General features: G+C 71.7%; 19 protein-coding genes. 10 read left to right on the plus strand and 9 right to left on the minus strand.

The annotated features are described in order from the left end of the window. Position 1: 1 nt before the first annotated feature. Both rutA and JMJ55_RS31925 read right to left on the minus strand, forming a co-directional pair. Positions 2-1078: a pyrimidine utilization protein A gene (gene rutA, locus JMJ55_RS14325; protein ID WP_202826243.1), complete on the minus strand. Its 1077-nt coding sequence runs from the start codon at positions 1076-1078 to the stop codon at positions 2-4. A 165-nt stretch (positions 1079-1243) separates the two neighbouring features. Further along, the gene (locus JMJ55_RS31925) at positions 1244-1849 is read right to left on the minus strand and encodes an acyltransferase (RefSeq protein WP_328702648.1); all 606 of its coding nucleotides are present in this window, start codon (positions 1847-1849) and stop codon (positions 1244-1246) included. Positions 1850-2053: 204 nt separating this feature from the next. On the opposite strand from JMJ55_RS31925, the gene JMJ55_RS14335 reads away from it, so the two are divergent. Beyond that, positions 2054-2683, plus strand: a complete 630-nt coding sequence (locus tag JMJ55_RS14335; RefSeq protein WP_202826244.1) for a class II aldolase/adducin family protein — start codon at positions 2054-2056, stop codon at positions 2681-2683. On the opposite strand, the gene JMJ55_RS14340 is transcribed toward JMJ55_RS14335, so the two are convergent. Beyond that, positions 2676-3257 (minus strand): Tat pathway signal protein, encoded by a 582-nt coding sequence (locus JMJ55_RS14340; RefSeq protein WP_236033709.1) that lies wholly within the window; start codon positions 3255-3257, stop codon positions 2676-2678. The two genes, JMJ55_RS14335 and JMJ55_RS14340, sit on opposite strands and share 8 nt — an antisense overlap. Before the next feature lie 160 nt (positions 3258-3417). Here JMJ55_RS14340 and JMJ55_RS14345 point away from each other — a divergent pair, with 160 nt between their 5' ends. Genes JMJ55_RS14345 through JMJ55_RS14355 form a run of 3 tightly spaced genes read left to right on the plus strand, consistent with a single transcriptional unit; the run spans position 3418 to position 7044 of the window. Continuing rightward, positions 3418-5109, plus strand: coding sequence for a tetratricopeptide repeat protein (locus JMJ55_RS14345; RefSeq protein WP_202826246.1), 1692 nt, complete (start codon positions 3418-3420; stop codon positions 5107-5109). Positions 5110-5117: 8 nt separating this feature from the next. Then, positions 5118-5966 carry a 4-(cytidine 5'-diphospho)-2-C-methyl-D-erythritol kinase gene (locus JMJ55_RS14350; RefSeq protein WP_202826247.1) on the plus strand — a complete coding sequence of 283 codons (849 nt, stop codon included), beginning with the start codon at positions 5118-5120 and terminating at the stop codon, positions 5964-5966. Positions 5967-5973: 7 nt separating this feature from the next. After that, a complete protein-coding gene (locus tag JMJ55_RS14355) occupies positions 5974-7044 on the plus strand; it encodes an AGE family epimerase/isomerase (protein ID WP_202826248.1) in 1071 nt (356 codons plus the stop codon). Here the strand turns inward: JMJ55_RS14355 and JMJ55_RS14360 are convergent. Genes JMJ55_RS14360 through JMJ55_RS14375 form a run of 4 tightly spaced genes read right to left on the minus strand, consistent with a single transcriptional unit; the run spans position 7014 to position 9854 of the window. After that, positions 7014-7823, minus strand: coding sequence for an alpha/beta fold hydrolase (locus JMJ55_RS14360; RefSeq protein ID WP_328702649.1), 810 nt, complete (start codon positions 7821-7823; stop codon positions 7014-7016). The two genes, JMJ55_RS14355 and JMJ55_RS14360, sit on opposite strands and share 31 nt — an antisense overlap. A 2-nt stretch (positions 7824-7825) precedes the next feature. Beyond that, on the minus strand, positions 7826-8920 hold the full coding sequence (locus tag JMJ55_RS14365; RefSeq protein WP_202826249.1) for a branched-chain amino acid aminotransferase: 1095 nt from the start codon (positions 8918-8920) through the stop codon (positions 7826-7828). A 36-nt stretch (positions 8921-8956) separates the two neighbouring features. Continuing rightward, the gene (locus JMJ55_RS14370; protein ID WP_202826250.1) at positions 8957-9424 is read right to left on the minus strand and encodes a DUF3237 domain-containing protein; all 468 of its coding nucleotides are present in this window, start codon (positions 9422-9424) and stop codon (positions 8957-8959) included. Positions 9425-9437: 13 nt separating this feature from the next. After that, positions 9438-9854, minus strand: coding sequence for a rhodanese-like domain-containing protein (locus tag JMJ55_RS14375; protein ID WP_202826251.1), 417 nt, complete (start codon positions 9852-9854; stop codon positions 9438-9440). A 95-nt stretch (positions 9855-9949) separates the two neighbouring features. Here JMJ55_RS14375 and JMJ55_RS14380 point away from each other — a divergent pair, with 95 nt between their 5' ends. The 4 genes from JMJ55_RS14380 (at position 9950) to JMJ55_RS14395 (ending at position 15599) form a co-directional block, all read left to right on the plus strand. Next, entirely contained in the window at positions 9950-10669 is a 720-nt protein-coding gene (locus JMJ55_RS14380) for a maleate cis-trans isomerase family protein (protein WP_202826252.1), read from the plus strand. Between the two features lie 72 nt (positions 10670-10741). Then, a complete protein-coding gene (locus tag JMJ55_RS14385) occupies positions 10742-12346 on the plus strand; it encodes a DUF4214 domain-containing protein (protein ID WP_202826253.1) in 1605 nt (534 codons plus the stop codon). A gap of 44 nt (positions 12347-12390) precedes the next feature. Further along, positions 12391-14472 carry a TonB-dependent receptor gene (locus tag JMJ55_RS14390; protein ID WP_202826254.1) on the plus strand — a complete coding sequence of 694 codons (2082 nt, stop codon included), beginning with the start codon at positions 12391-12393 and terminating at the stop codon, positions 14470-14472. A gap of 68 nt (positions 14473-14540) precedes the next feature. After that, positions 14541-15599: a TIGR03617 family F420-dependent LLM class oxidoreductase gene (locus JMJ55_RS14395; RefSeq protein ID WP_202826255.1), complete on the plus strand. Its 1059-nt coding sequence runs from the start codon at positions 14541-14543 to the stop codon at positions 15597-15599. A gap of 2 nt (positions 15600-15601) precedes the next feature. Here the strand turns inward: JMJ55_RS14395 and JMJ55_RS14400 are convergent, their stop codons facing one another. Continuing rightward, positions 15602-16570: a tripartite tricarboxylate transporter substrate binding protein gene (locus JMJ55_RS14400; protein ID WP_202826256.1), complete on the minus strand. Its 969-nt coding sequence runs from the start codon at positions 16568-16570 to the stop codon at positions 15602-15604. Between the two features lie 160 nt (positions 16571-16730). Here JMJ55_RS14400 and JMJ55_RS14405 point away from each other — a divergent pair, with 160 nt between their 5' ends. Both JMJ55_RS14405 and JMJ55_RS14410 read left to right on the plus strand, forming a co-directional pair. Beyond that, positions 16731-17708: a Bug family tripartite tricarboxylate transporter substrate binding protein gene (locus tag JMJ55_RS14405; RefSeq protein WP_202826257.1), complete on the plus strand. Its 978-nt coding sequence runs from the start codon at positions 16731-16733 to the stop codon at positions 17706-17708. A gap of 45 nt (positions 17709-17753) precedes the next feature. Further along, positions 17754-18935 carry a multidrug effflux MFS transporter gene (locus tag JMJ55_RS14410; RefSeq protein WP_202826258.1) on the plus strand — a complete coding sequence of 394 codons (1182 nt, stop codon included), beginning with the start codon at positions 17754-17756 and terminating at the stop codon, positions 18933-18935. On the opposite strand, the gene JMJ55_RS14415 is transcribed toward JMJ55_RS14410, so the two are convergent. After that, on the minus strand, positions 18932-19798 hold the full coding sequence (locus JMJ55_RS14415; protein WP_202826259.1) for a TauD/TfdA dioxygenase family protein: 867 nt from the start codon (positions 19796-19798) through the stop codon (positions 18932-18934). The genes JMJ55_RS14410 and JMJ55_RS14415 overlap by 4 nt on opposite strands. Positions 19799-19906 lie beyond the last annotated feature (108 nt).

Here is a 19906-nt window from a genome sequence, read left to right on the forward strand (position 1 = left end):
CTCAGGCCGCGGCCAGCAGATGGGCGCGGCTTTTCATCAGCGGCTGGATGCGGGTGCCGAACTGCTCCATCCCGATGACGAAGTCGTCGAAGGTCAGCATCACCCCGCGCAGGCCAGGGATCTCCGACATCTCGTCCAGCAGCCGCGCGACGGTGGCGTAGCTGCCGACGAAGACGCCCTGATTGGTCGGGTTGCCGCCCTGCAGCTTCATCCGGTTGGCGGTGGCATAGGGGTCGGTGGTCTTGTCGGCGCCGGCCTGCTCGTTCCGCCAGGCCATGGCCTCGTGGTCGATGCCGTCGCAATAGTGCTGCCACTTGGCCATCGCCGCCTCATCGGTCTCGTCGGCGATGACCATCTGCATCACCAGCGCGCCGACATCGCGACCCGTCTCCGCCGTCGCCGCGGTGAGGCGAGCGATGGAGGACGCGACGCGCTGCGGCTCGTTCACGCCGAAGCCGACGCAGAAATTGTAGTCGCCATATTCAGCGGCGAAGCGGGTGCCCTTGTCCGACTGCGCGGCGCAGATGATCGGGATGCGCGCGGAGGGCTGCGGCAGGAGCTGGCAATCCTCCATCTGGAAGAAGCGGCCGCGAAAATTGCTCTCGCCATGCTCCCAGAGCTCGCGCATGACCTCGACATATTCGGCGCAGTATTGGTAGCGGTTGTTGAAATGCTCCGTGCCCGGCCAGATGCCCATCTGGCTGTATTCCGCCTTCTGCCAGCCGGAGACGATGTTCACCCCGAAGCGGCCCGGCGCGATGCTGTCGATCGTCACCGCCATGCGGGCGGCGACCGGCGGCGGCATGGTCAGCACCGCAATCGAGGCAAAGAGCTTGATCCGGCTGGTGACCGAGGCAAGGCCGGCCATCAGGGTGAAGCTCTCGAGCCCATAGTCCCAGAAGCGGCTCGGCCCGCCGAAGCCGTGGAACTTGATCATCGAGAGGGCGAAATCGAGCCCGTAGCGCTCGGCTGCCTGCACGATACGGCGGTTAAGGTCGAAGCTCGGCAGGTATTGCGGCGAGGTGGTGGAGGTCAGCCAGCCATTGTTGTTGATCGGGATGAAGACGCCGACATCCATGGCAGGGGCCTTTCGGGGGGCGTATGCGGTGCCGCATCAGACGCCCAGCCGGCCCTGGGCTCAATGCCCAAACCCGCAGCAAAATCAGGCTTGCGGCGTTGATCCGCCCAAACCCGCATCATCAAGCCCGAATTGCCGCCTAAAAAAACGCCCGTAACTCCTTCCTTACGGGTCGTTGACGGCGCCCAGGCTCTGCACCACCTGCGCCGGGTTGCCGGCTGCCAGCACATGCGGCGGCAGGTCATGGGTGACGACGCTGCCGGCGCCGACCACCGTGCCCTCGCCTACCGTCACCCCGGCCAGGACGATCACCCGGGCGCAGAGCCAGACATCGTCCTTGAGGACAATCGGGCGGCAGCGCGCCATCGGCGGCGGCTGGCCGGCGGCACGCGCCCGCGCATCCAGCGCATGCAACGGATGGCCGGCGAGGAGACAGCCGCCGGACAGCCGGACATGCCGGCCGATCCGCACCTGCGTGCCGAGCGTGATCGTGCAGCCCGGCCCGATCTCGGCATGGTCGCCGATCTCAAGCAGCGGCGTCGCCTCGGAGACGGGCCAGCCGGCCAGGGTGACGTCGCGGCCGATGCGAACCTCCCGGCCGAGCCGCAGGCGCAGCGAGCCGACGACCCGCGGAACGCCGCCTTCCAGCCACAGCCCGTGCGCCGGCGTTTCCGACCGGGTGCTGAAGGCGGGTTGCCACCAGAGCCGCCGCAGCACGCGATCCAGCAGCCGGCGACTATCGCCCAGCCCGCCATGCAACACGCTGGTCACGGAGGAGCGTCGCTCCGGGCCGGGCGACAGAGGTCTGCCATGCTGAGTCATGAGGCTTCGGTGGGTCCGGTGGTCGATGCGGGGATGGCTGCAAGCCTCGTGCCCATCTCCGGTTAAGGACGAGTGAGCAATTGTGGCGTCTTGCATGATACCGTTCCGCTTGGTTGCAGAAAGCGTTGCAGCTGGCGAGCGGGGGCGGGGGTGATGCAAGCGGAATTGATCGCGGCGGCGCAGGCATTGGACGCGCTCGGCTTCATGCCGAGCAAGTCGGGCAACCTCTCCTGCCGGACCGAGCGCGGCTGCCTGATCACCCCGGCCGGCCTGCCCTATGCCGAGACCGGGCCGGAGGATCTGGTGGAGGTGGCGCCGGATGGCAGCGTCCTGGGCGGGCATCGCCGCCCCTCTTCGGAATGGCGGCTGCACATGGCGATCTATGCGGCGCGGCCCGAGGCCGGGGCGGTGGTCCATACCCACAGCCCCTTCGCCACCGCGCTGTCCTGCGCGCGGCAGCCCATCCCGCCCTTCCACTACATGATCGCCCTCGCCGGCGGGGCGGATATCCGCTGCTCCGCCTATGCGACCTTCGGCACCGCGGCCCTGGCCGAGGCCACGATCGCGGCGCTGGAGGGACGGCGGGCGGCGCTGCTGGCCAATCACGGCGCGGTCGCGATCGGGAAGAGCTTGGCCGGGGCCCAGACGCTGGCGATGGAGGTGGAGAATCTGGCCCGGCAATACCTGGCGCTGCGCGCCGCCGGCCTGCCGCCCGTCCTGCTGACCGAGGCCGAATTGCGGGAGGTCTTCGCGCAATTCGGCGACTACGGCCGGCTTACCTGAAGTTCAGCTCGCGGATCGAACAGGTCTCGACCCGACGCCGCTCCAGCGCCCTTCCATCGGCATAGACCACCCGGATATCGACGGTGCAGCTGCGGCCGGCGGGGAGGTTCACCGGCATGCTCGCGCCCGGCGGCAGCGTGCCGCGGCCCAGCCGGTCCGGCCCCCAATTCTGGTCGGTGCTGAGCGAGACATAGAGCTCGTTCACCACCACGCCGCTGCTGTTGATGAATTGGAAGCTTGGGTCGCCGCCCCCGGCCGGCCCACCGCCCCAGACCACGCGGGACAGGCTGCAGGCATTCACCTGCCGGCGCTCCTCGGCCCGGCCACCCTGATAGACCACGCGGATATCCAGCACGCAGTCCGAGAGCTGCGGCACGATCCAGACGCTCTGCCCGGGCGGCAGCACATTCTGCCCGAGCACGTCCGAGCCCCAATTCGTCAGGCGGGAGGGCGAGACGAAGACCTGCTCGATGGTCTGGCCGGTGCTGTTCACCAGATTGAAGCGGTTCTGCGCCGCCGCCGGGAGGACAGAGGCCAGCAACAGGCCGAGGACGAGCAGGATCCGGGTTCGCATCAAGGGTTTCCTCCAACGCTTCGCAACTTTACGCGATTCTACCATGCCGGACAGGTTTCGTTACAGCCACGGCGGCGTGACGACGGTGGGGTGGATGAAACCGTAGGGCTCCCCCATCCGGCGATATCGTCGCGCCGCGTTCTGGTTTAGCCTCGCTGCGATGCAGCGCCCTGCCCCGCCCCCCCTTCGCCTCGCCCTCCTCGCCGCCGCGCTCCTCTCGGCCTGCGCCGCCAGCGGCGTGCCCGGCGGGTCGCGCGGCGACAATTCGGGCGCCTTCGGCGCCTATCTCGCCGGCCGCTTCGCTGCGGCCGAGACGGACACAAGGGTGGCGGCGGACAATATGCTGGCCGCGCTGAAGGCCGATCCCGACCAGCCGGAGGTGCTGAACCGCGCCTTCCTCGCTACGCTACTGGACGGCCGTCCGGAGGCGCTGCGCCTGGCCCGGCGACTGGGAGACAACCCGGCGGCCAATCTTCTGCTGGCCGGCGCCGATGTGCAGGCGGCGCGCTGGGACCGGGCGGAGGCGCGGATGCGCGCGCTCGGCCGCAGCGGCCCGGTGCAGGTGTTGCAGCCGGTGCTGCTGGCCTGGGTGCAATTCGGCCGCGGCCAGCCCGACCAGGCGCTGGCGACGCTGCGGCCGCTGGTCGAGGGCAACCGGCTGCGGGCGCTGAACGCGCTGCATGCCGCCCTCATCGCCGATCTCGCCGGCCGGCCGCGCGATGCCGAACGCTATGCCCGCATGGCCGTCGCCGACCAGCCGCAGCCGCCCTGGCGGCTCTCGGTCCTGGCCGCCGGCGTGCTGAGCCGCACCGGCCATGGGGCGGAAGCGCAGCGGCTGCTGGATGCGGTGCTGGCCGGCGGCGACGATGCGGCCCTGGCGGCAACCCCGGCCAATCGCCGGCAGGCCCTGGCGGCGCGCGGCGTCGCCTCCCCGGCGGATGGCATTGCCGAGGCCTATACGGCACTGGCCGGCGCGCTGCGCGGCCAGGGCTCCAATGATTTCGCGCTGATCCTGGCCCAGCTCTCGCTGCGCCTGCGGCCGGGCTTCGCCCCGGCCCTGGTGCTCTCGGCGGATGTGCTGGCGGATCAGGACCATGTCCCGGCGGCGCTCGACCGGCTGGAGCAGGTCGGGGCCGAGGATCCGCTGGCGCCGGTCGTCGCGCTGCGCCGGGCCACGCTGCTGGACCGCCTCGACCGCACGGAGGACGCGGTGACGCTGCTGCGCGGCCTTGCGGCTGCCAACCCGACCCTGCCGCAGCCCGCCGCCCGGCTCGGCGACCTCCTCCGCCGGCGGGATCGCTTCGCCGAAGCGGCCGAGGCCTATGACCAGGCGCTGGCCCGCAGCGGGCCGGTGGATGCCACGGACTGGCCACTGTTCTACGCCCGCGGCATCGCCCGCGATCGCGCCGGCGCCGCCGCCGGGGCCGAGGCCGATCTGCTGCGCGCGCTGGAGCTGGCGCCGGAGCAGCCCTATGTCCTGAACTATCTCGGCTATACCTGGGCCGAGCAGGGCAAGAATCTGGACCGCGCCAAGGCCATGCTGCTGCGCGCGACCGAGCTGAAGCCGCAGGACGGCAACATCGCCGACAGCCTCGGCTGGGTCCTCTTCCGCCTCGGCAACCTGCCCGAGGCGGTGACCTGGCTGGAGAAATCGGTCGAGCTGGAGCCGCGCAGCAGCGTCATCAACGACCATCTGGGCGATGCCTATTGGGCGGCGGGCCGGCAGCGGGAGGCGCAGTTCCAGTGGCGCCGGGCCCTGGCCCTCGACCCCGAGGCGGTCGAGATCGTGAAGATCGAGCAGAAGCTGCGGGACGGGCTGCCGGGCTACCCCTCTTCCACCGCCCAGCGCTGAGGCCCTCCATGCTTGGGGAAGCGGCGCCGGCCAAGGTCAATCTCTACCTTCATGTCACCGGCCGGCGGCCGGATGGCTACCATCTGCTCGACAGCCTCGTCGTCTTCGGGCCGGGGGGCGACGAGCTTGCCGCGGCGCCGGCAGAGGGGCTTTCCCTCAGGGTCGAGGGGCCCTTCGGCGGGGCGCTGGCGGCGGAGCCGGACAATCTCGTGCTGCGCGCCGCCCGCGCCCTGGCCGCTGCGGCGGGGCGGGAGGCGGAGGCGGCGCTGACCCTGACCAAGCGCCTGCCGGTCGCCTCCGGCATCGGCGGCGGCTCCTCGGATGCGGCGGCGGCGCTGCGGCTGCTCGACCGGCTCTGGGACACCGGGCTGGGGGCGGAGAGGCTGGCGGCGATCGCGGCCGGTCTCGGCGCCGATGTGCCGGTCTGCCTCGCCGTCCGGCCGGCCCGGATGCAGGGCATCGGGGAGGTGTTGCTGCCCGCCCCCACCCTGCCGGAATGCGGGTTGCTGCTGGTCAATCCCGGCATTGCGCTGGCGACGCCGGCTGTCTTCAAGGCCCGTCAGGGCGGCTTCACCCCGCCGGCGGCGCTGCCCGAAGCCTGGCCGGACGCGGCGGCGATGGCGGCTGGCCTCGCCGCGCTGCGGAACGACCTCGAGGCGCCGGCCATTGCCCTCTGCCCGCCCGTCGCCGAGGTGCTGGCGGCGCTGCGCACCCTGCCCGGCTGCCTGCTGGCGCGGATGAGCGGGAGCGGCGCCACCTGCTTCGGCCTCTTCGCCTCGCCGGAGGCGGCCCGGAGCGCGGCCGCTGCGCTGCCGGGTCCCAGGTGGCGGATGGCGGGCGGTCTGCACCGGGCCTGAGGCACCGGTGCTGGCCCGCGCCGCCGCGGAATACCGCGACTGGATGGAGCGGGCGGCGCTGCCGCTCTGGGCCGCGACCGGTGGGGCGCGCGGCTTCCTCGAAGAACATGGCCGGCCGGAGGGAGAGGAAGCCACCACCCTCGCCCAGGCCCGGCAGATCTACGTCTTCGCCCATGCCGCCCTGCTCGGCTGGCCAGCGGGCCTGCCGGCGGCCCGTGCCGCCTGGGCCCTGCTGCGCCGCACCGCCTGGGAGGATGGCTGGGTCCATGCCGTCCACCGCGCCGGCGGCGTGCTGGACCCGGCGATCGAACTCTACGACCAGGCGCCGGTGCTGCTCGCCCTCGCCTGGCTGGCCCGCGCGGGCGAGGCGGAGGCAATCCCCTGGGCGCATCGCACGCTGGATGCGGTGGAGGCGCGGCTGACGCTGCCCGGCTCACCCGGCTTCGCCAACCGGCTGCCGCCCGATCCCGGCCCGCGGCAGCAGAACCCGCATATGCATCTGCTGGAAGCCATGCTGGCCCTGCATGCCGCAACCGGCGAGGCCCGCTTCGCCCGCCTCGGCCGCGACCTGGTCGCGCTGTTCCGGGACCGGCTCTTCGACCCCGCCACCGGCACGATGGTCGAATATTACGGCCCGGACTGGCAGCGCCTGCCGGAGCCCTGGCCGGGGCGGCAGGTCTGGCCCGGCCATCTCTGCGAATGGGCCTGGCTGCTGGACCGGGCGGCGGCGCAATTCGGCACCGGCCTCCGGGCGGAGGCGCGGGCCCTGACCCGCTTCGCCGAGCGCCATGCGACGGAGCCGCGCACCGGCCTGCTGCGCTATGCGGTGACCGAGGAAGGGGTGGCGCTCGACCCCTCGGTCCAGCTCTGGCCGCAGACCGAGGCGCTGAAGGCGGCGCTGGTGCAGGGCCGGCTGCGGCGGGCCGGGCGCATCCTGCGCGGGCTGCTCGACCACCACCTGGCGCGGCAGCCGCGCGGCACCTGGATGGAGGAGGCGGACCGGCCGGGACGCATCCCGGCGACCAGCTTCTACCACCTCTTCCTTGCCTATGCGGAGCTGCGGCGGGTGCTCGGCTGAGCCAGGAAACGCGCGACCTCCTCGATCACCGCTTCCGGCCCTTCGCGATGCGGCACATGGCCGCAACCGGGCAGCAGCACCATGCGGGATGGGCCTGCGGCCCCGGCCACGATCCGCTCCGGATGCCGCGCCGAGCCATATTCGTCCCGGTCGCCATGCAGGGCGAGAAGCGGGCAGCGGACCCGCGCCAGATCCGCATCCAGGGTCCAGCCGGCGAACTCAGGCGCCAGCCAGGTGCCGAGCCAGGCCTCCAGCACCCATTCCGCCTTGGCGCCATGGTATCGCGCCAGGCGCTGCATCTGCGCCGGGTCCCGGAAACCCGCCTCGGCCTCGCGCAGGCCCGCCAGGGTCCGGTCCTCGACGAAGGTCTGGGCCGAGACGGTGACGAGGGCCGCGCAGCGCTCGGGCAGTCGCGCGGCGGCGCCGACCGCCATGCCGCCGCCGACGCTGTGGCCGAAAGGCACCATGCGCCCGATGCCGAGTTGCTCGCACAGAGGCAGCAGGCCGGCCTCCGTCTCTCCGCGAATGAAATCCGGCGGCAGGGGGCCGGGATGCGGGTCCGACCGCCCGAAGCCGAGCCGGTCATAGGCGACGACGCGCCGCCCGAGGGCGGTGGCGAGCGCCGCCGGGAAATCCCGCCAGAGCTCGACGCAGCCGAGCGAGTCATGGATCAGGACGACCGTGGGCCCGGCCTCCGCCGCGCTGCCCTCGGGCTGCCAGGACCGGGCGAAGAGCCGGCCTCCCGGCGTCTCGACCCAGTGATCCGCCGCTTTCGCCACCGTCAGAACAGCCGGTCCACCCAGCCATGCGGGTCGGGCGCCCGGCCGCGCTGGATCTCGATCAGCGCCGTCCGCAGCCGTTCCGTGACCTGCCCCGCCTGGCCACCGCCGATGGCGAATTCATGCCGGCGACCGCGGACCTGGCCGACCGGTGCCACCACGGCGGCGGTGCCGCAGGCGAAGGCCTCGGTCAGCCGGCCGCTGCGCGCATCCTCCTGCCACTGGTCGATCGCGTAGGGCTCCTCCCGCACCGTCAGGCCCATGTCGCGGGCCAGGATGAGGAGCGAGTCGCGGGTGACGCCCGGCAGGATGGTGCCGCCCAGCGGCGGCGTCCGCAGCGAGCCGTCGGCGAAGACGAACATGATGTTCATCCCGCCCAGCTCCTCGATCCAGCGCCGCTCCACCGCATCGAGGAAGATCGCCTGATCGCAGCCCTCACGCCCTGCCTCGGCCACGGCCTGCAGGCTGGCGCCGTAACTGCCGGCGCATTTGGCCGCGCCCGTGCCGCCCGGCGCGGCGCGCGTCAGCGTATCGGAAATCCAGAGCGTCAGCGGCTTCGTGGTGCTGCCGAAGATCGGCGCCGCCGGGGAGGCGATGACGCAGAACATGTAGTCCCGGCCCGGCCTGACCGCGAAGGAGGGATCGGTGCCCATCAGGAAGGGCCGCAGATAGAGCGAGGCGCCCTCCTGCCGGGGAATCCAGTCGCGGTCGGCGCGGACCAGGCTGCGCACGCCCTCGAGGAACAGCGCCTCCGGCACTGGCTCGATCCCCATCCGCGCGGCGGAGCGCTGCATTCGCCGTGCATTCTCGGCGGGGCGGAACAGCGCGGCGCCGCCATCCGGCAAGCCATAGGCCTTCATGCCTTCGAAGACGAGCTGGGCATATTGCAGCGCCATCGCCGCGGGATGCAGGCTGAGCGGCGCGGCGGCCTCGATCCGTCCGTCATGCCAGCCGCGATCCGGGGTGTAGCGCAGCGTCGCCATATGGTCGGTGAAGACGCGACCGAAGCCGGGATCGCGCAGCGCCGCCTGCCGCTCCGCCTCCGGGCGCCGCGGCGCCGCTGCGTCCTGCACGAAGACCGAAGCTTCCCCATCCATCTGCATCACTCCCGAACCCCGCAGCGGCGGGTCGCGCTATCGAATTGCATAGACGTCATAGGTCGGCCCGCTCGGCGGCCGCTGGCCGATGCCCACCGCCAGGATGCGGTTCAGCCAGGCCAGCGGCGCGGCGCCCGTCTCGAAGCGGATGGCGGTGCGGAAATAGTAGTCGGAGGGATCGACCGCCTCGCCGGCATTCAGCCGCGCCAGCACTTCGGCGCTGCCGGTGCGGATGCCGCTGTAATGCATGAAGGCCAGGTGCCCCTCCGCGGAGCGGATGGTCAGCCGCACATCCATATGCGCGGTGCCATCGGGATCGACGCGCAGCCAGTCGGCGGCGGTGCCGGGCAGCACCTCGCCAGTCAGGGCCGGGCCCTCGATCCGGCCGCCGGTGACCGGGACGATGCGCAGATCGCCGGTGCGGGTCAGGCCGACCGGCTGCGGCGCGCCGACCGTGAGGGTGGCGCGGAAGAGGAATTCGCTGGCGAGCGGCAGCGGGGGCATGGCCTTCCTTCCCCTAGCGCTGCCGCCAGGGCAGGCCCTCGGCTTTCCAGCCGGCGACCGTGCCGCGATGGCCCTCGGCATCCACCGGCCCCTCGAACCCGTCGGCGACGTTGTAGGAGCGGGGGAAGCCGGCGGCTTGCGCCGCCTGCCCGGCCGCCAGGCTGCGGGCGCCGGAGCGGCAGATGAAGAACAGCCGGTTCTCGGCCGTGAGCCCGGCCTTCCGCAGATGCTCGGGGAAGGCGCCGTTCACCTGCATGGAGGGATAGAGCTGCCAGGGGATCAGCAGCAGCTCCTTCCCCGCCGTGGTCACATCCGGCAGGCCGACGAAATTCCACTCCGCATCAGTTCGCACATCGATCAGCACGGCGGCGGGGTCGCCCTGGAGCGCCTCCCAGGTCTCGCGCGGGCTGATATCGGGAACACCGGGCATGGGCTGGCTCCTTCGGACAGGGGCGCAGAAAAGACCCATCGGCGGCCGGGGGCAATCCGGTTGACCGGCGGCGCTTGGACCGGGACAGTCCCGGCATGATCCGGCTCGGCATGCTCACCCCCTCCTCCAACACCGTGCTGGAGCCGCAGACCGCGGCGATGCTGGCCGACCTGCCCGGCGTCACCGCGCATTTCGCCCGGCTGCGGGTGGTCGCGATCGATCTCGGCGAGGGATCGCGGGCGCAATTCACCCCAGGCCCGATGCTGGCGGCGGCGGAGCTGCTGGCGGATGCGCGGGTGCATGCGATCTGCTGGAACGGCACCTCCGGCGCCTGGCTGGGGCTGGAGCAGGACCGGGCCATCTGCGAGGCGATCACGCAGGGCACCGGCCTGCCGGCCCTGACCGCGACCACGGCGCTGCTGGCCGCGCTGGAGGGATTCGGGGCGCGACGGATCGGCCTCGTCACGCCCTATCTCGGCAGCGTGCAGGCGGCGATCACCGCGCGCTGGGCCGAACGCGGCCTCGACTGCGTCGCCGAGCGGCATCTCGAGGACCCCGGCAATTTCAGCTTCGCCGAGCATACGGAGGCGGTGGTGGCCGGGATGGTGCGCGAGGTGGCGGCGGCGCGGCCGGAGGCAATCGTGATCCACTGCACCAATTTCCGCGGCGCCGGGGTGGCCGCGGCGCTGGAGGCGGAGACCGGCATCCCGGTGCTGGACAGCATCGCCGTCTCGCTCTGGGGTGCGCTGCGGGCGGCGGGGGCGGAAACCGCGGGACTGGCGCGCTGGGGGCGGCTCTTCGCCTTGCCGCGTTAGGATTGTCTTAAAAATGTAACCGGTCTCTTTTTTGATTGATGATCGGTTAACGGCAGCCCTATCCTTCGGGGCATGAGCAGCCCCGACCCCTCCATCCTCCTCGGCCGCCAGCCCTGGCGTGGCGGCGGCCCGCTGGTCCTGACCTACAGCTTCGCCGAGGACGGGCTGGATGCGGTCGGCAACCACCTCGCCGATGGCGCCTGGGCCGCCTTCACCGCGGCGCAGGAAGCGGCGGCGCGGCAGGCGCTGGCGGCCTGGGCGGCGGTCTCCGGCCTCAGCTTCCTTGAGGTGCCGGACTTCGTCGGTGGCGCCGGGATTGACCTGCGCTTCCGGCTGGAGGCGATGAGCCTCGGCGTACTCGGCACCGCGACCGGCCCGGGCGAGGGCGATATCGCGCTCAGCCTCGGCCTCTTCCGCGCCGACAGCCTGGCGCCGAGCCCGAGCCGCGTCGGCTTCGCCGTGCTGCTGCACGAGATCGGCCATGCCATCGGCCTCGACCACCCGGACGAGGTGCCAGGCGCAACGCGCGACCTGACCGTGATGGCGGATATGCGCGGCGTGCTGCCGCAGCCCGCGGCGCCGCGCGCCCTGGACGCGGCCGCCGCCCAGAGCCTCTATGGCACCGAGGCGGCGGAGCATGCGGCGGGCCTCGCCTGGGCCTGGGCCGATGGCGCGATGCATGGCACCGGCACCGCCGGCGACGACCGGCTGACTGGCACGGACCTGCCGAACCTGCTGCTGGGAGGCGTTGGGGATGACACGCTGATCGGCGGCGCTGCCAACGACACGCTGATGGGTGGCCCGGGCAATGACAGCATCGCCGGTGGCGCGGGCATCGATGTGCTGTGCCTCGAGACCCGGCTGGCCGATGTCGTGATCGACCTATCGGCCGGCAGCATCGCCGCGCCGGACGGCACCGACCGCTTCTCCGGCATCGAGGTCATCGCCTTGCAGGACGGGCGGCTGGTGATGGATGCGGACGATCCCGCCGCGCGCATCGCCCGGCTCTATCACGTCGCGCTGGACCGGGCGCCGGATACGACCGGCCTCGCCCATTGGACCCTGGCGCTGGAGCATGGCGCCCCGGCCGCCGCGATCGCCGCCGGCTTCCTCAACAGCGCTGAATTCGCCGCCCGCTTCGGCGCGCTGGACGATGCCGGCTTCGCCCGGCTGCTGGCTGGGCACATCGGCGCCCCGGACGCGGCCTGGGAGGTGCTGGATTCGCTGGCCGCCGGCGCCAGCCGGGCGGAGGCGCTGGTCGCGCTCGCCGATGGCTTCGCCGCCCGCCGCGCCACCGCCGCCAATCTCTCCGCCGGGGTCTGGGATGCGGCTGCGGGGGCGGAGGAGGCGGCGCTGCTGCACCGCCTCGCCTTCGGCGCCGCGCCGACGCCGGAAGATTGGGATGCCTCGACCATGGCCCTCGCTGCCGGCACCCCCGCTGCCAGCCTGGCCGCGGCCGAGCTGGAGCGGGCCGGCCTCAGCGGCTTGGCGCCGCCGGTGCTGGTGCCGCTGCTGCTGGACCATGCCCTGGGCCATGCGCCGGGCGAGGCGGTGACGGCATCCTGGTTGGCCCGCGCCGCAGCCCTGGATGCGCCCGCCCTGCTGGTGGCGATGGCGGAGGAGCTGCCGGAAACCCATTGGGTGACGGTCAGCGCGGAGGGCGTGCTCTTCGCATGAGAGGGGGTTGCCGATGGCAGGATGTTATAACATAACATGCCGCTATGTCCCGACGTCTCCTCCCCCTGCTGCTGCTCGCCCCCTGCCCTGCCCTCGCGCAAGACGCGACGGAGGCGGTCCTGCCGGAACTGGTCGTCCAGGCGCAGCGCGCCGCCGCGGCCAGGCAGGACATCCTCGCCCGCTTCGGCGCACGGGAGGTCACGGTGGACCGCCAGACCATCGAGGCGCTGCCGGGCGGCGCCGACCAACCACTGAACCAGGTGCTGCTGCAGACACCGGGCGTGGTGCAGGACAGCTTCGGCGACATCCATATCCGCGGCGAGCACCGCAACCTGCAATACCGGCTGAATGGGGTGCAGCTGCCGGAAGGCCTGTCCGGCTTCGGTCAGGTCTTCGATGCCCGGGCGCTGCGCAGCGTCTCCGTCCTCACCGGCGCGCTGCCGGCGCAATTCGGCTTCCGCACCAATGCGGTGATCGATCTCGAGACACGGACCGGCGCGCTCGATCCGGGCGGCAGCATCGGCGTCTATGGCGGGGCGCGCGGCACCTTGCAGCCCTCGGCCAATTGGGCCGGGCTGGTGGGCGGCTGGGATGTCTTCACCACCGGCAGCTTCCTCCGCAGCAATCAGGGCATCGAGAACCCGACCAGCTCCTGGCAGGCGATCAATGGCCAGACCCAGCAGCTGCGCGGCCTTGCCTATGCCGCGCGGCAATTGGACGACACGACCCGCCTCTCGCTGATCGCCGGCACCTCGCTCAACCGCTTCCGCATCCCGACCTCGCGCGGGCAGGAACCGGAATTCGCGGCCTATGGCGTCTCCGATCTCGACAGCGCCGGGCTGCGCGCGCGCCAGTGGGAACGCAACTGGTACGGCACGGCGGCCCTGCAGAAAAGCTGGGGCGATATCGACCTCCAGGTCGCGCCCTTCATCCGCTACAGCTCGATCCATTATGTCCCCTCGGCGGTCGGGGAGCTGGTCTTCAACGGCACCGCCTCGGATGTCTTCCGCTCCAGCCTCGCCATGGGCGTACAGACCGATGCCGCCTGGCGCGTCGCCGCCGACCACACGATCCGCGCCGGCTTCCAGTTCACCGGTCAGCGCACCGGCTTCCGCGCCGACACCACCGTGCTGCCGCTCGATGCCTCGGGCGCCGCCATCGACGACCCGACCACGCTGCGCGACCGCTTCGGCCGCACCGGCTGGCTCTATGGCGGCTATCTCCAGGACGAGTGGCGGATCACCGACCGCGTCACGCTCAATCTCGGCGCCCGCTGGGACCAGATGGTGGAAGGCGTCGCGGCCGGGCAGCTCTCGCCGCGGGTGAATCTCGTCTGGCGCGCGACCGAGGCCACGACCCTGCATGCCGGCTATGCCCGCACCTTCACCCCGCCGCAATTCGAACTGGTGCCGGGCACCACGGTGGAGCGCTTCCTCGGCACCACCGGCGCGCCGGCGACACTGACGAATGACCCGGTGCGGCCGGAACGCGCGCATCGCTTCGATATCGGCGTCTCGCACCGGGTGACGCAGCGGCTGACCCTCGGCGTCGATGCCTATTACAAGGATGTCGAGGACCTGCTGGATTACGGGCAGTTCGGCAATGCGTTGATCTTCACCCCCTTCAACTACCGCCGCGGCCGAATCTATGGCGTGGAATTCAGCGGCAATTGGCGGGGCGAGCACTGGCTGGTCTATGGCAACCTCGCCCTCAGCCGCTCCATGGGCAAGGATATCCGCTCCGCCCAGTTCACCTTCGATCCGGAGGAGCTGGCCTATATCCAGGGCAAATATGTCCGCACCGACCACGACCAGCTCGTCACCGGCTCGGCTGGCGCGGTCTGGCGCGGCTGGGAGGGCGGGCGGCTCTCCGGCAGCATGCTCTATGGCAACGGGCTGCGCCGCGGCTTCGCCAATTCGGAGAAACTGGCGCCCTATGCCACCTTCAATCTCGGCCTCCAGCAGGATTTCACCGGGCCCGATCGCGGCCGCTGGACCGCGCGGCTGGACCTGATCAACGTCTTCGACACGAGCTACCAGCTGCGTGACGGCAGCGGCATCGGCGTGGGCGCGCCACAATTCGGCACGCGGCGCGGCGTCTTCGCGGGGCTGAGCCGCGCCTTCTGACCGGGCCGCGCATTGCCAGGCCTCCCCGCTGTGGCAGCATGCCGCGGCGAGAGATGGGGGAGGCCAGCATGCGCGTATCAACCGTCCTGCCCGTGGAGGACTGGCGGCGCTGCGGGCCCACCGCGGCTGAGGCCGAGGCCACGGGCTTCAACATTCTCCAGGCGAACGAGATCGCGCACGAGCCCTTCACCCCGCTCGCCCTCGCCGCGCTGGCAACGCAGCGGGTGGAGCTCGTCACCTCGGTCGCCATCGCCTTCCCGCGCAGCCCGATGATCGTGGCGAACCACAGCTGGGACCTTGCGCAGCATTCCGGCGGGCGCTTCGTGCTCGGCCTCGGCACCCAGGTGCGGGCGCATAACGAGCGGCGCTTCTCGACGCCCTGGGTCGCGCCCGCGGCGCGCATGGCGGAGTATGTGGAATCGCTCCGCGCCATCTTCCGCTGCTGGGAAACGGGCGACAGGCTGGACTACCAGGGCGAGCATTACCGCTTCAGCCTGATGAACAAGGAATTCTCGCCCGGTCCCAACCGGCTGCCCCTGCCCGCCATCACCATCGCCGCGGTCGGGCCGCTGATGCTGCGGAACGCCGCGCGGCTCTGCGACGGGGTGCGGCTGCACAGCTTCGCCACCCGCGCCTATATCGAGCAGCAGGTGCAGCCCCTGCTCGACCGCCACCTCGCCGAGACCGGCCGCGCGCGGGCGAATTTCGAGGTGAGCGGCGGCGGATTCATCGCCACCGGCGGCACGCCGGAGGAGGTGCGCCAGGCCGCGGAGAAGATCCGCTTCCGCATCGCCTGGTATGCCTCGACCCCCGCCTATCGCACGGTGCTGGAACCGCATGGGCTGGTGCCGCTGGGCGAGAAGCTCTCGGTCCTGGCGCGGGCGGGAAAGTTCGAGGGGATCGAGGAACTGATCCCCGACGAGGTGCTCGATCTCTTCGCCGCCATCGGCCCCTATGACCGGATCGCCGAGCGCATCGCCGCCCGCTTCGGCGGGTTGGTGGATACGGTGACGATCCCCTTCCCCGCCGGCGCCGATCCCGGCGCGGTGCGGCAGGTCTTGCGCGAGGTGCAGGCCATCCCGGCCGCCTTCACCGGCTTTCGCCCAGGGGGTGGTGCTGGCCCCTGACCTCAGCCGCCCCAGGGACGCTGCCGCCAGATGGCGCGGACCGAACCCTCCACCTGCGCCGCCATGTCGCGATAGGCGGTCCCGACCAGCGGTCGCAGCGGCAGGGAGGCGCGCTCGGCCTCGCGCAGGAAGCCAGGATCGGCCAGGGCCGCGGTGAAGGCCGCTTCCAACTTGGCACGGATCTCCACCGGCAGGCCCGGCGGCCCGGCGATGCCCCGGGCGGAGCCGGCGACGATGTCGTAGCCGCCCTCGCGGAAGGTCGGGACATCCGGCGCCGCCGCCCAGCGCCGCTCCGCCGCCTGGCCGAGCGCCCGGACGCGGCCCTCGCGCATGGCCGCCAGAATCTCCGCCATATTGCCGACGCCGAGCTCGATATGCCCGCCCAGCACCTGCGCCAGCAGCGGGGCCGAGCCGGCGAAGGGCGCGTGATTCATCGGCTCCAGCTTGGCCAGCCCCTCCAGGGTCAGCATCAGCAGATGGTCGTCCGACCCGACGCCGGTGGTGCCGTAATTCATCTGCCCCGGCCGCGCCTTGGCCGCCTGCACGAGATCCTGCAGCGTGCGGATCGGCGAATTCGCGGCGACATAGATCGTGCCCGGATCGTCGACGACATTGGCGAGGAAGCTGAATTCCAGCGACCGATAGCGGACCTGGCGCTCGAGCGGAAAGGTGCTGATTGCCGGCACGGTCAGCGCGCCCAGGGTGTAGCCATCGGGTGCGGCGTTGAACAAGGCCTCGAAGCCGACCTGCCCGCCGGCGCCGGCACGGTTGGTCACCACGACGCGCGCCCCGGCCAGGTGCTGCGCCACGAAGGGCATGATGACCCGCGCCATCACATCCACCCCGCCCCCGGGCGGATAGGGCACGATCACCTCGATCGGCCGGTCCCCCGGCCAACTGCCCTGCGCCCGGAGGATGGACGGGCAGGCGAGCAGGGCGGCGGCCGCGCCGAGGCTGCGACGGGACATCATGATGGTTGTTCCTCCCGGTTTTCCCCTGAGCCTGAGGGCCGCATGGGCGGGGGTCAAGCTGCCCGCATCGTCGCCGGAGATGGACGATCGCCGCCCATGGCGCATGATGGCCGCAAGCGCCGGCACCCTGCCGATCAAGGCGCATCCGAGGAGACAGGTCATGAACCGCCGGACCATCCTGGGCGCCCCTCTGGCGCTGCCCTTCCTGCCGCGTCCCGGGCTGGCCCAGCCATCCGAGCCCTGGCCGGCGCGGACGCTGCGCATGGTGATCCCCTGGCCGCCCGGCCAGTCGACCGATGTCCAGGGCCGCCTCATGGCCCAGTTCCTGACCGAGCGGCTGGGCCAGACGGTCGTGCCGGAGAACCGGCCCGGCGCCGGCGGCCAGATCGGGACCAATGCCGTCGCCAAGGCGGCACCCGATGGCTACACGCTGCTCGCCGCCTCCATCGGGCCGATCAGCTTCCAACCACTGGTGAGCCGCACCCTCTATGATGTCGAGCGGGAGCTGGCGCCCGTGGCGAGCTATGGCATCGCCCCCTACATGCTCCTGGTCCGGCGTGACCTGCCGGTGACCGACCTGCGGTCCTTCATCGCCCTGATGCGGGCCAATCCCGGCAAATACACCTATAATTCCTCGGGCGTCGGCGGCGCGCAGCATCTGCTGGGCGCGGTCTTCAACGCCATGGCCGGGATCGATGCGCTGCACATCCCCTTCCAGGGCAGCGCGCCGGCGCTGGCCGCCCTGCTCGCGGGCCAGGTGGATTACGGCATCGACACCATGGCCGCGGCGCTGCGGCTGGTGCAGGAGGGGAAGCTGCGGGCGCTCGGGATCACCACCGCCCGGCCATCCTCCTTCGTGCCGGACATCCCGCCGATCGCCACGGCCGGCGACCTGCCGGATTACGATATCGGCGGCTGGAACGGGCTGATGGTGCCGACCGGCACGCCGCGCCCGATCATCGACCGCCTGGTCGCGGAGGTGCAGCAGGGCCTCGCCACCCCGGCGCTGCGCCGCCAGTTCGAATCCCTCGGCATCGATGTCGAGGCGCGCGGGCCGGAGGGGTTCGGCGCGCTGCTGACCGAGTTGCGGGGGAAATTCGGCAGCGTGATCCATCAGCTTGGGATCCGTGTGGATTAGGCACCGGTTTGCCGGCGCCGCGGGAGACGATTAGGCTGCTAAGCAATGGCCGATCCCGCGCCGCAGCCGCGCCCGCCGCTCTGGCTGCTCGCCCTCCTCACCTTCAGCGGCACCCTGGCGATGCATGTCTTCGTGCCCGCCCTGCCGGTCGCGGCGCGCGATCTCGGCGCCGATCCGGCCGCCTTGCAGGCGACGATCAGCCTTTATCTGGTCGGGCTGGCGCTGGGGCAACTGGTCTATGGGCCGCTCTCCGATGCCTTCGGGCGGCGGCCGGTGCTGATGGGCGGGCTGGTGCTCTACACCATTGCCGGGCTTGGCGCGGCGCTGGCGCCGGGAGCGGGGTTGCTGATCCTGGCGCGGCTGTTCCAGGCGCTCGGCGGCTGCGCCGGGCTGGTGCTCGGCCGCGCCATGGTGCGCGACAGTTCCGAACCGGATGAGGCGGTGCGGCGCATGGCGCTGCTGACCCTGATGACGCTGGTCGGGCCGGGGCTGTCGCCGATCCTCGGCGGGCTGGTCGCGGCAACGCTTGGCTGGCGGGCCATCCTGCTGCTGCTGGTGGCGATGGGCGCCGCGAGCATCGCCTGTTCCTGGTGGCTGCTGCCAGAGACCGGGCGGCGCGCCGGCCGGCTCGGCCTCGCCGGGCTGGCACGGGACTACCGGTCGCTGGTCACCTCGCCGGCCTTCCTCGGCTTCGCCATCGGCGGCGGCTGCGCCACCACCTCCTTCTATGCCTTCGTCTCGGCGGCGCCCTTCATCCTGGCCGGGGAGCTGCACCAGCCGCCGCAATCGGTGGGGCTCTGCCTCGGCCTGCTCATCCTCGGCATGGCGGCGGGCAACCTGCTGATGCGGCGGGTGGTCGGGCGGGTCGGCATGGACCGCATGCTGGTCGGTGCCAATGCGCTGAGCGCGCTGGCGGGGTTCGGCCTGCTCGCCCTGGTGCTGGCGGGCGGGCTCGCGCTCTGGCCGATGCTCGGGCTGATGGTCGTCTTCACCCTCGGCATCGGCATGGCGAGCCCGGCGGCGCTGACCCGCGCGGTCGGGGTCAATCCATCGGTCATCGGCTCCGCCTCCGGCCTCTATGGCGCGGCGCAGATGGGCGTTGGCGCGCTCTGCACCGCCCTGGCCGGGCTCGGGCCCGATCCGGCGCTGGCGGCGGCGCTGGTGCTGTCCGGCGCCGGCATCGTCTCGCAGTTCGCCTTCTGGATTGCGCTGCGGAGCCGGACCTAGGGCCCGGCGACCGTCGTCCGGTGCATGAGCCGGACATGGCGTTCATGGTCGAACAGCGTCGCCGTGTGCAGCGTGCAGCGGTTGTCCCAGATGACGAGGTCGCCGGCGCGCCAGCGATGGCGGTAGACGTAGCGCTCCTGGCTCGCATGCGCCATGAGCGCGTCGATCAGCGCGCGGCCTTCCTCGGGCGCCAGGCCCTCGACATGGCTGATGACGGCGGGGCAGAGGAAGAGCGAGCGCACCCCGCTCACCGGATGCACCCGCACCAGCGGTTGGGAGACGGGCGGCCAGCGGCGCGTCTGCTCCTCGGTCAACGGCGGGCGTTCCGGATTGTGCTGCCGTCCCCATTCGGCCAGCGTCGCCAGGGAATGCACCGCGCGCAGTCCATCGATCCGCGCCTTCATCGCCGCGGGCAGTTCGGCATAGGCGCCGGCGGCATCGAGGAACCAGGTCTCGCCACCCTCCGGCGGGCAGATCACCCCGTAGAAGAGCGAGGCGGCGCTCGGCACCTTGCGGTAGCTGCTGTCGGCATGCCATTGCTCGATGCCGCGGGCGAAATTCGCACGGGGCTCGCCATCCTCGGTGTAGTTGCCGACGCAGAAGATCTCCGGATGGCCGGGATGGGTGTAGCGCGTCTGCGCATGCAGCTCGAGCGGACCCATGCGGCGGCTGAAGGCGACATGCGCCGCCGGGTCGAAGGGCACGTCGCGCAGCAGCAGCAGGTGGTGGCGATGGAAGGCATCGAGATAGGAGGCGAATTCCGCCTCCGTCAGATCGCTGGCGATGCGGAGGCCGCGCAGCTCGGCGCCGAAGAGCGGGCCGAGTGGCCGTTCCTCGAAGCGGGTCGGAATCATCATGTCCATGGCCGGATGCCCTCGGTTCGATGGCAGGGGCCGGATGGCTGGCTGTACGTTCAGCGACGCTTAACGGTAGTCTGACGCCAAAGCGGGGATGCGCGAAAGCCCTGTCCA

Source organism: Belnapia mucosa (assembly GCF_016775475.1).
GTDB lineage: Bacteria > Pseudomonadota > Alphaproteobacteria > Acetobacterales > Acetobacteraceae > Belnapia > Belnapia mucosa.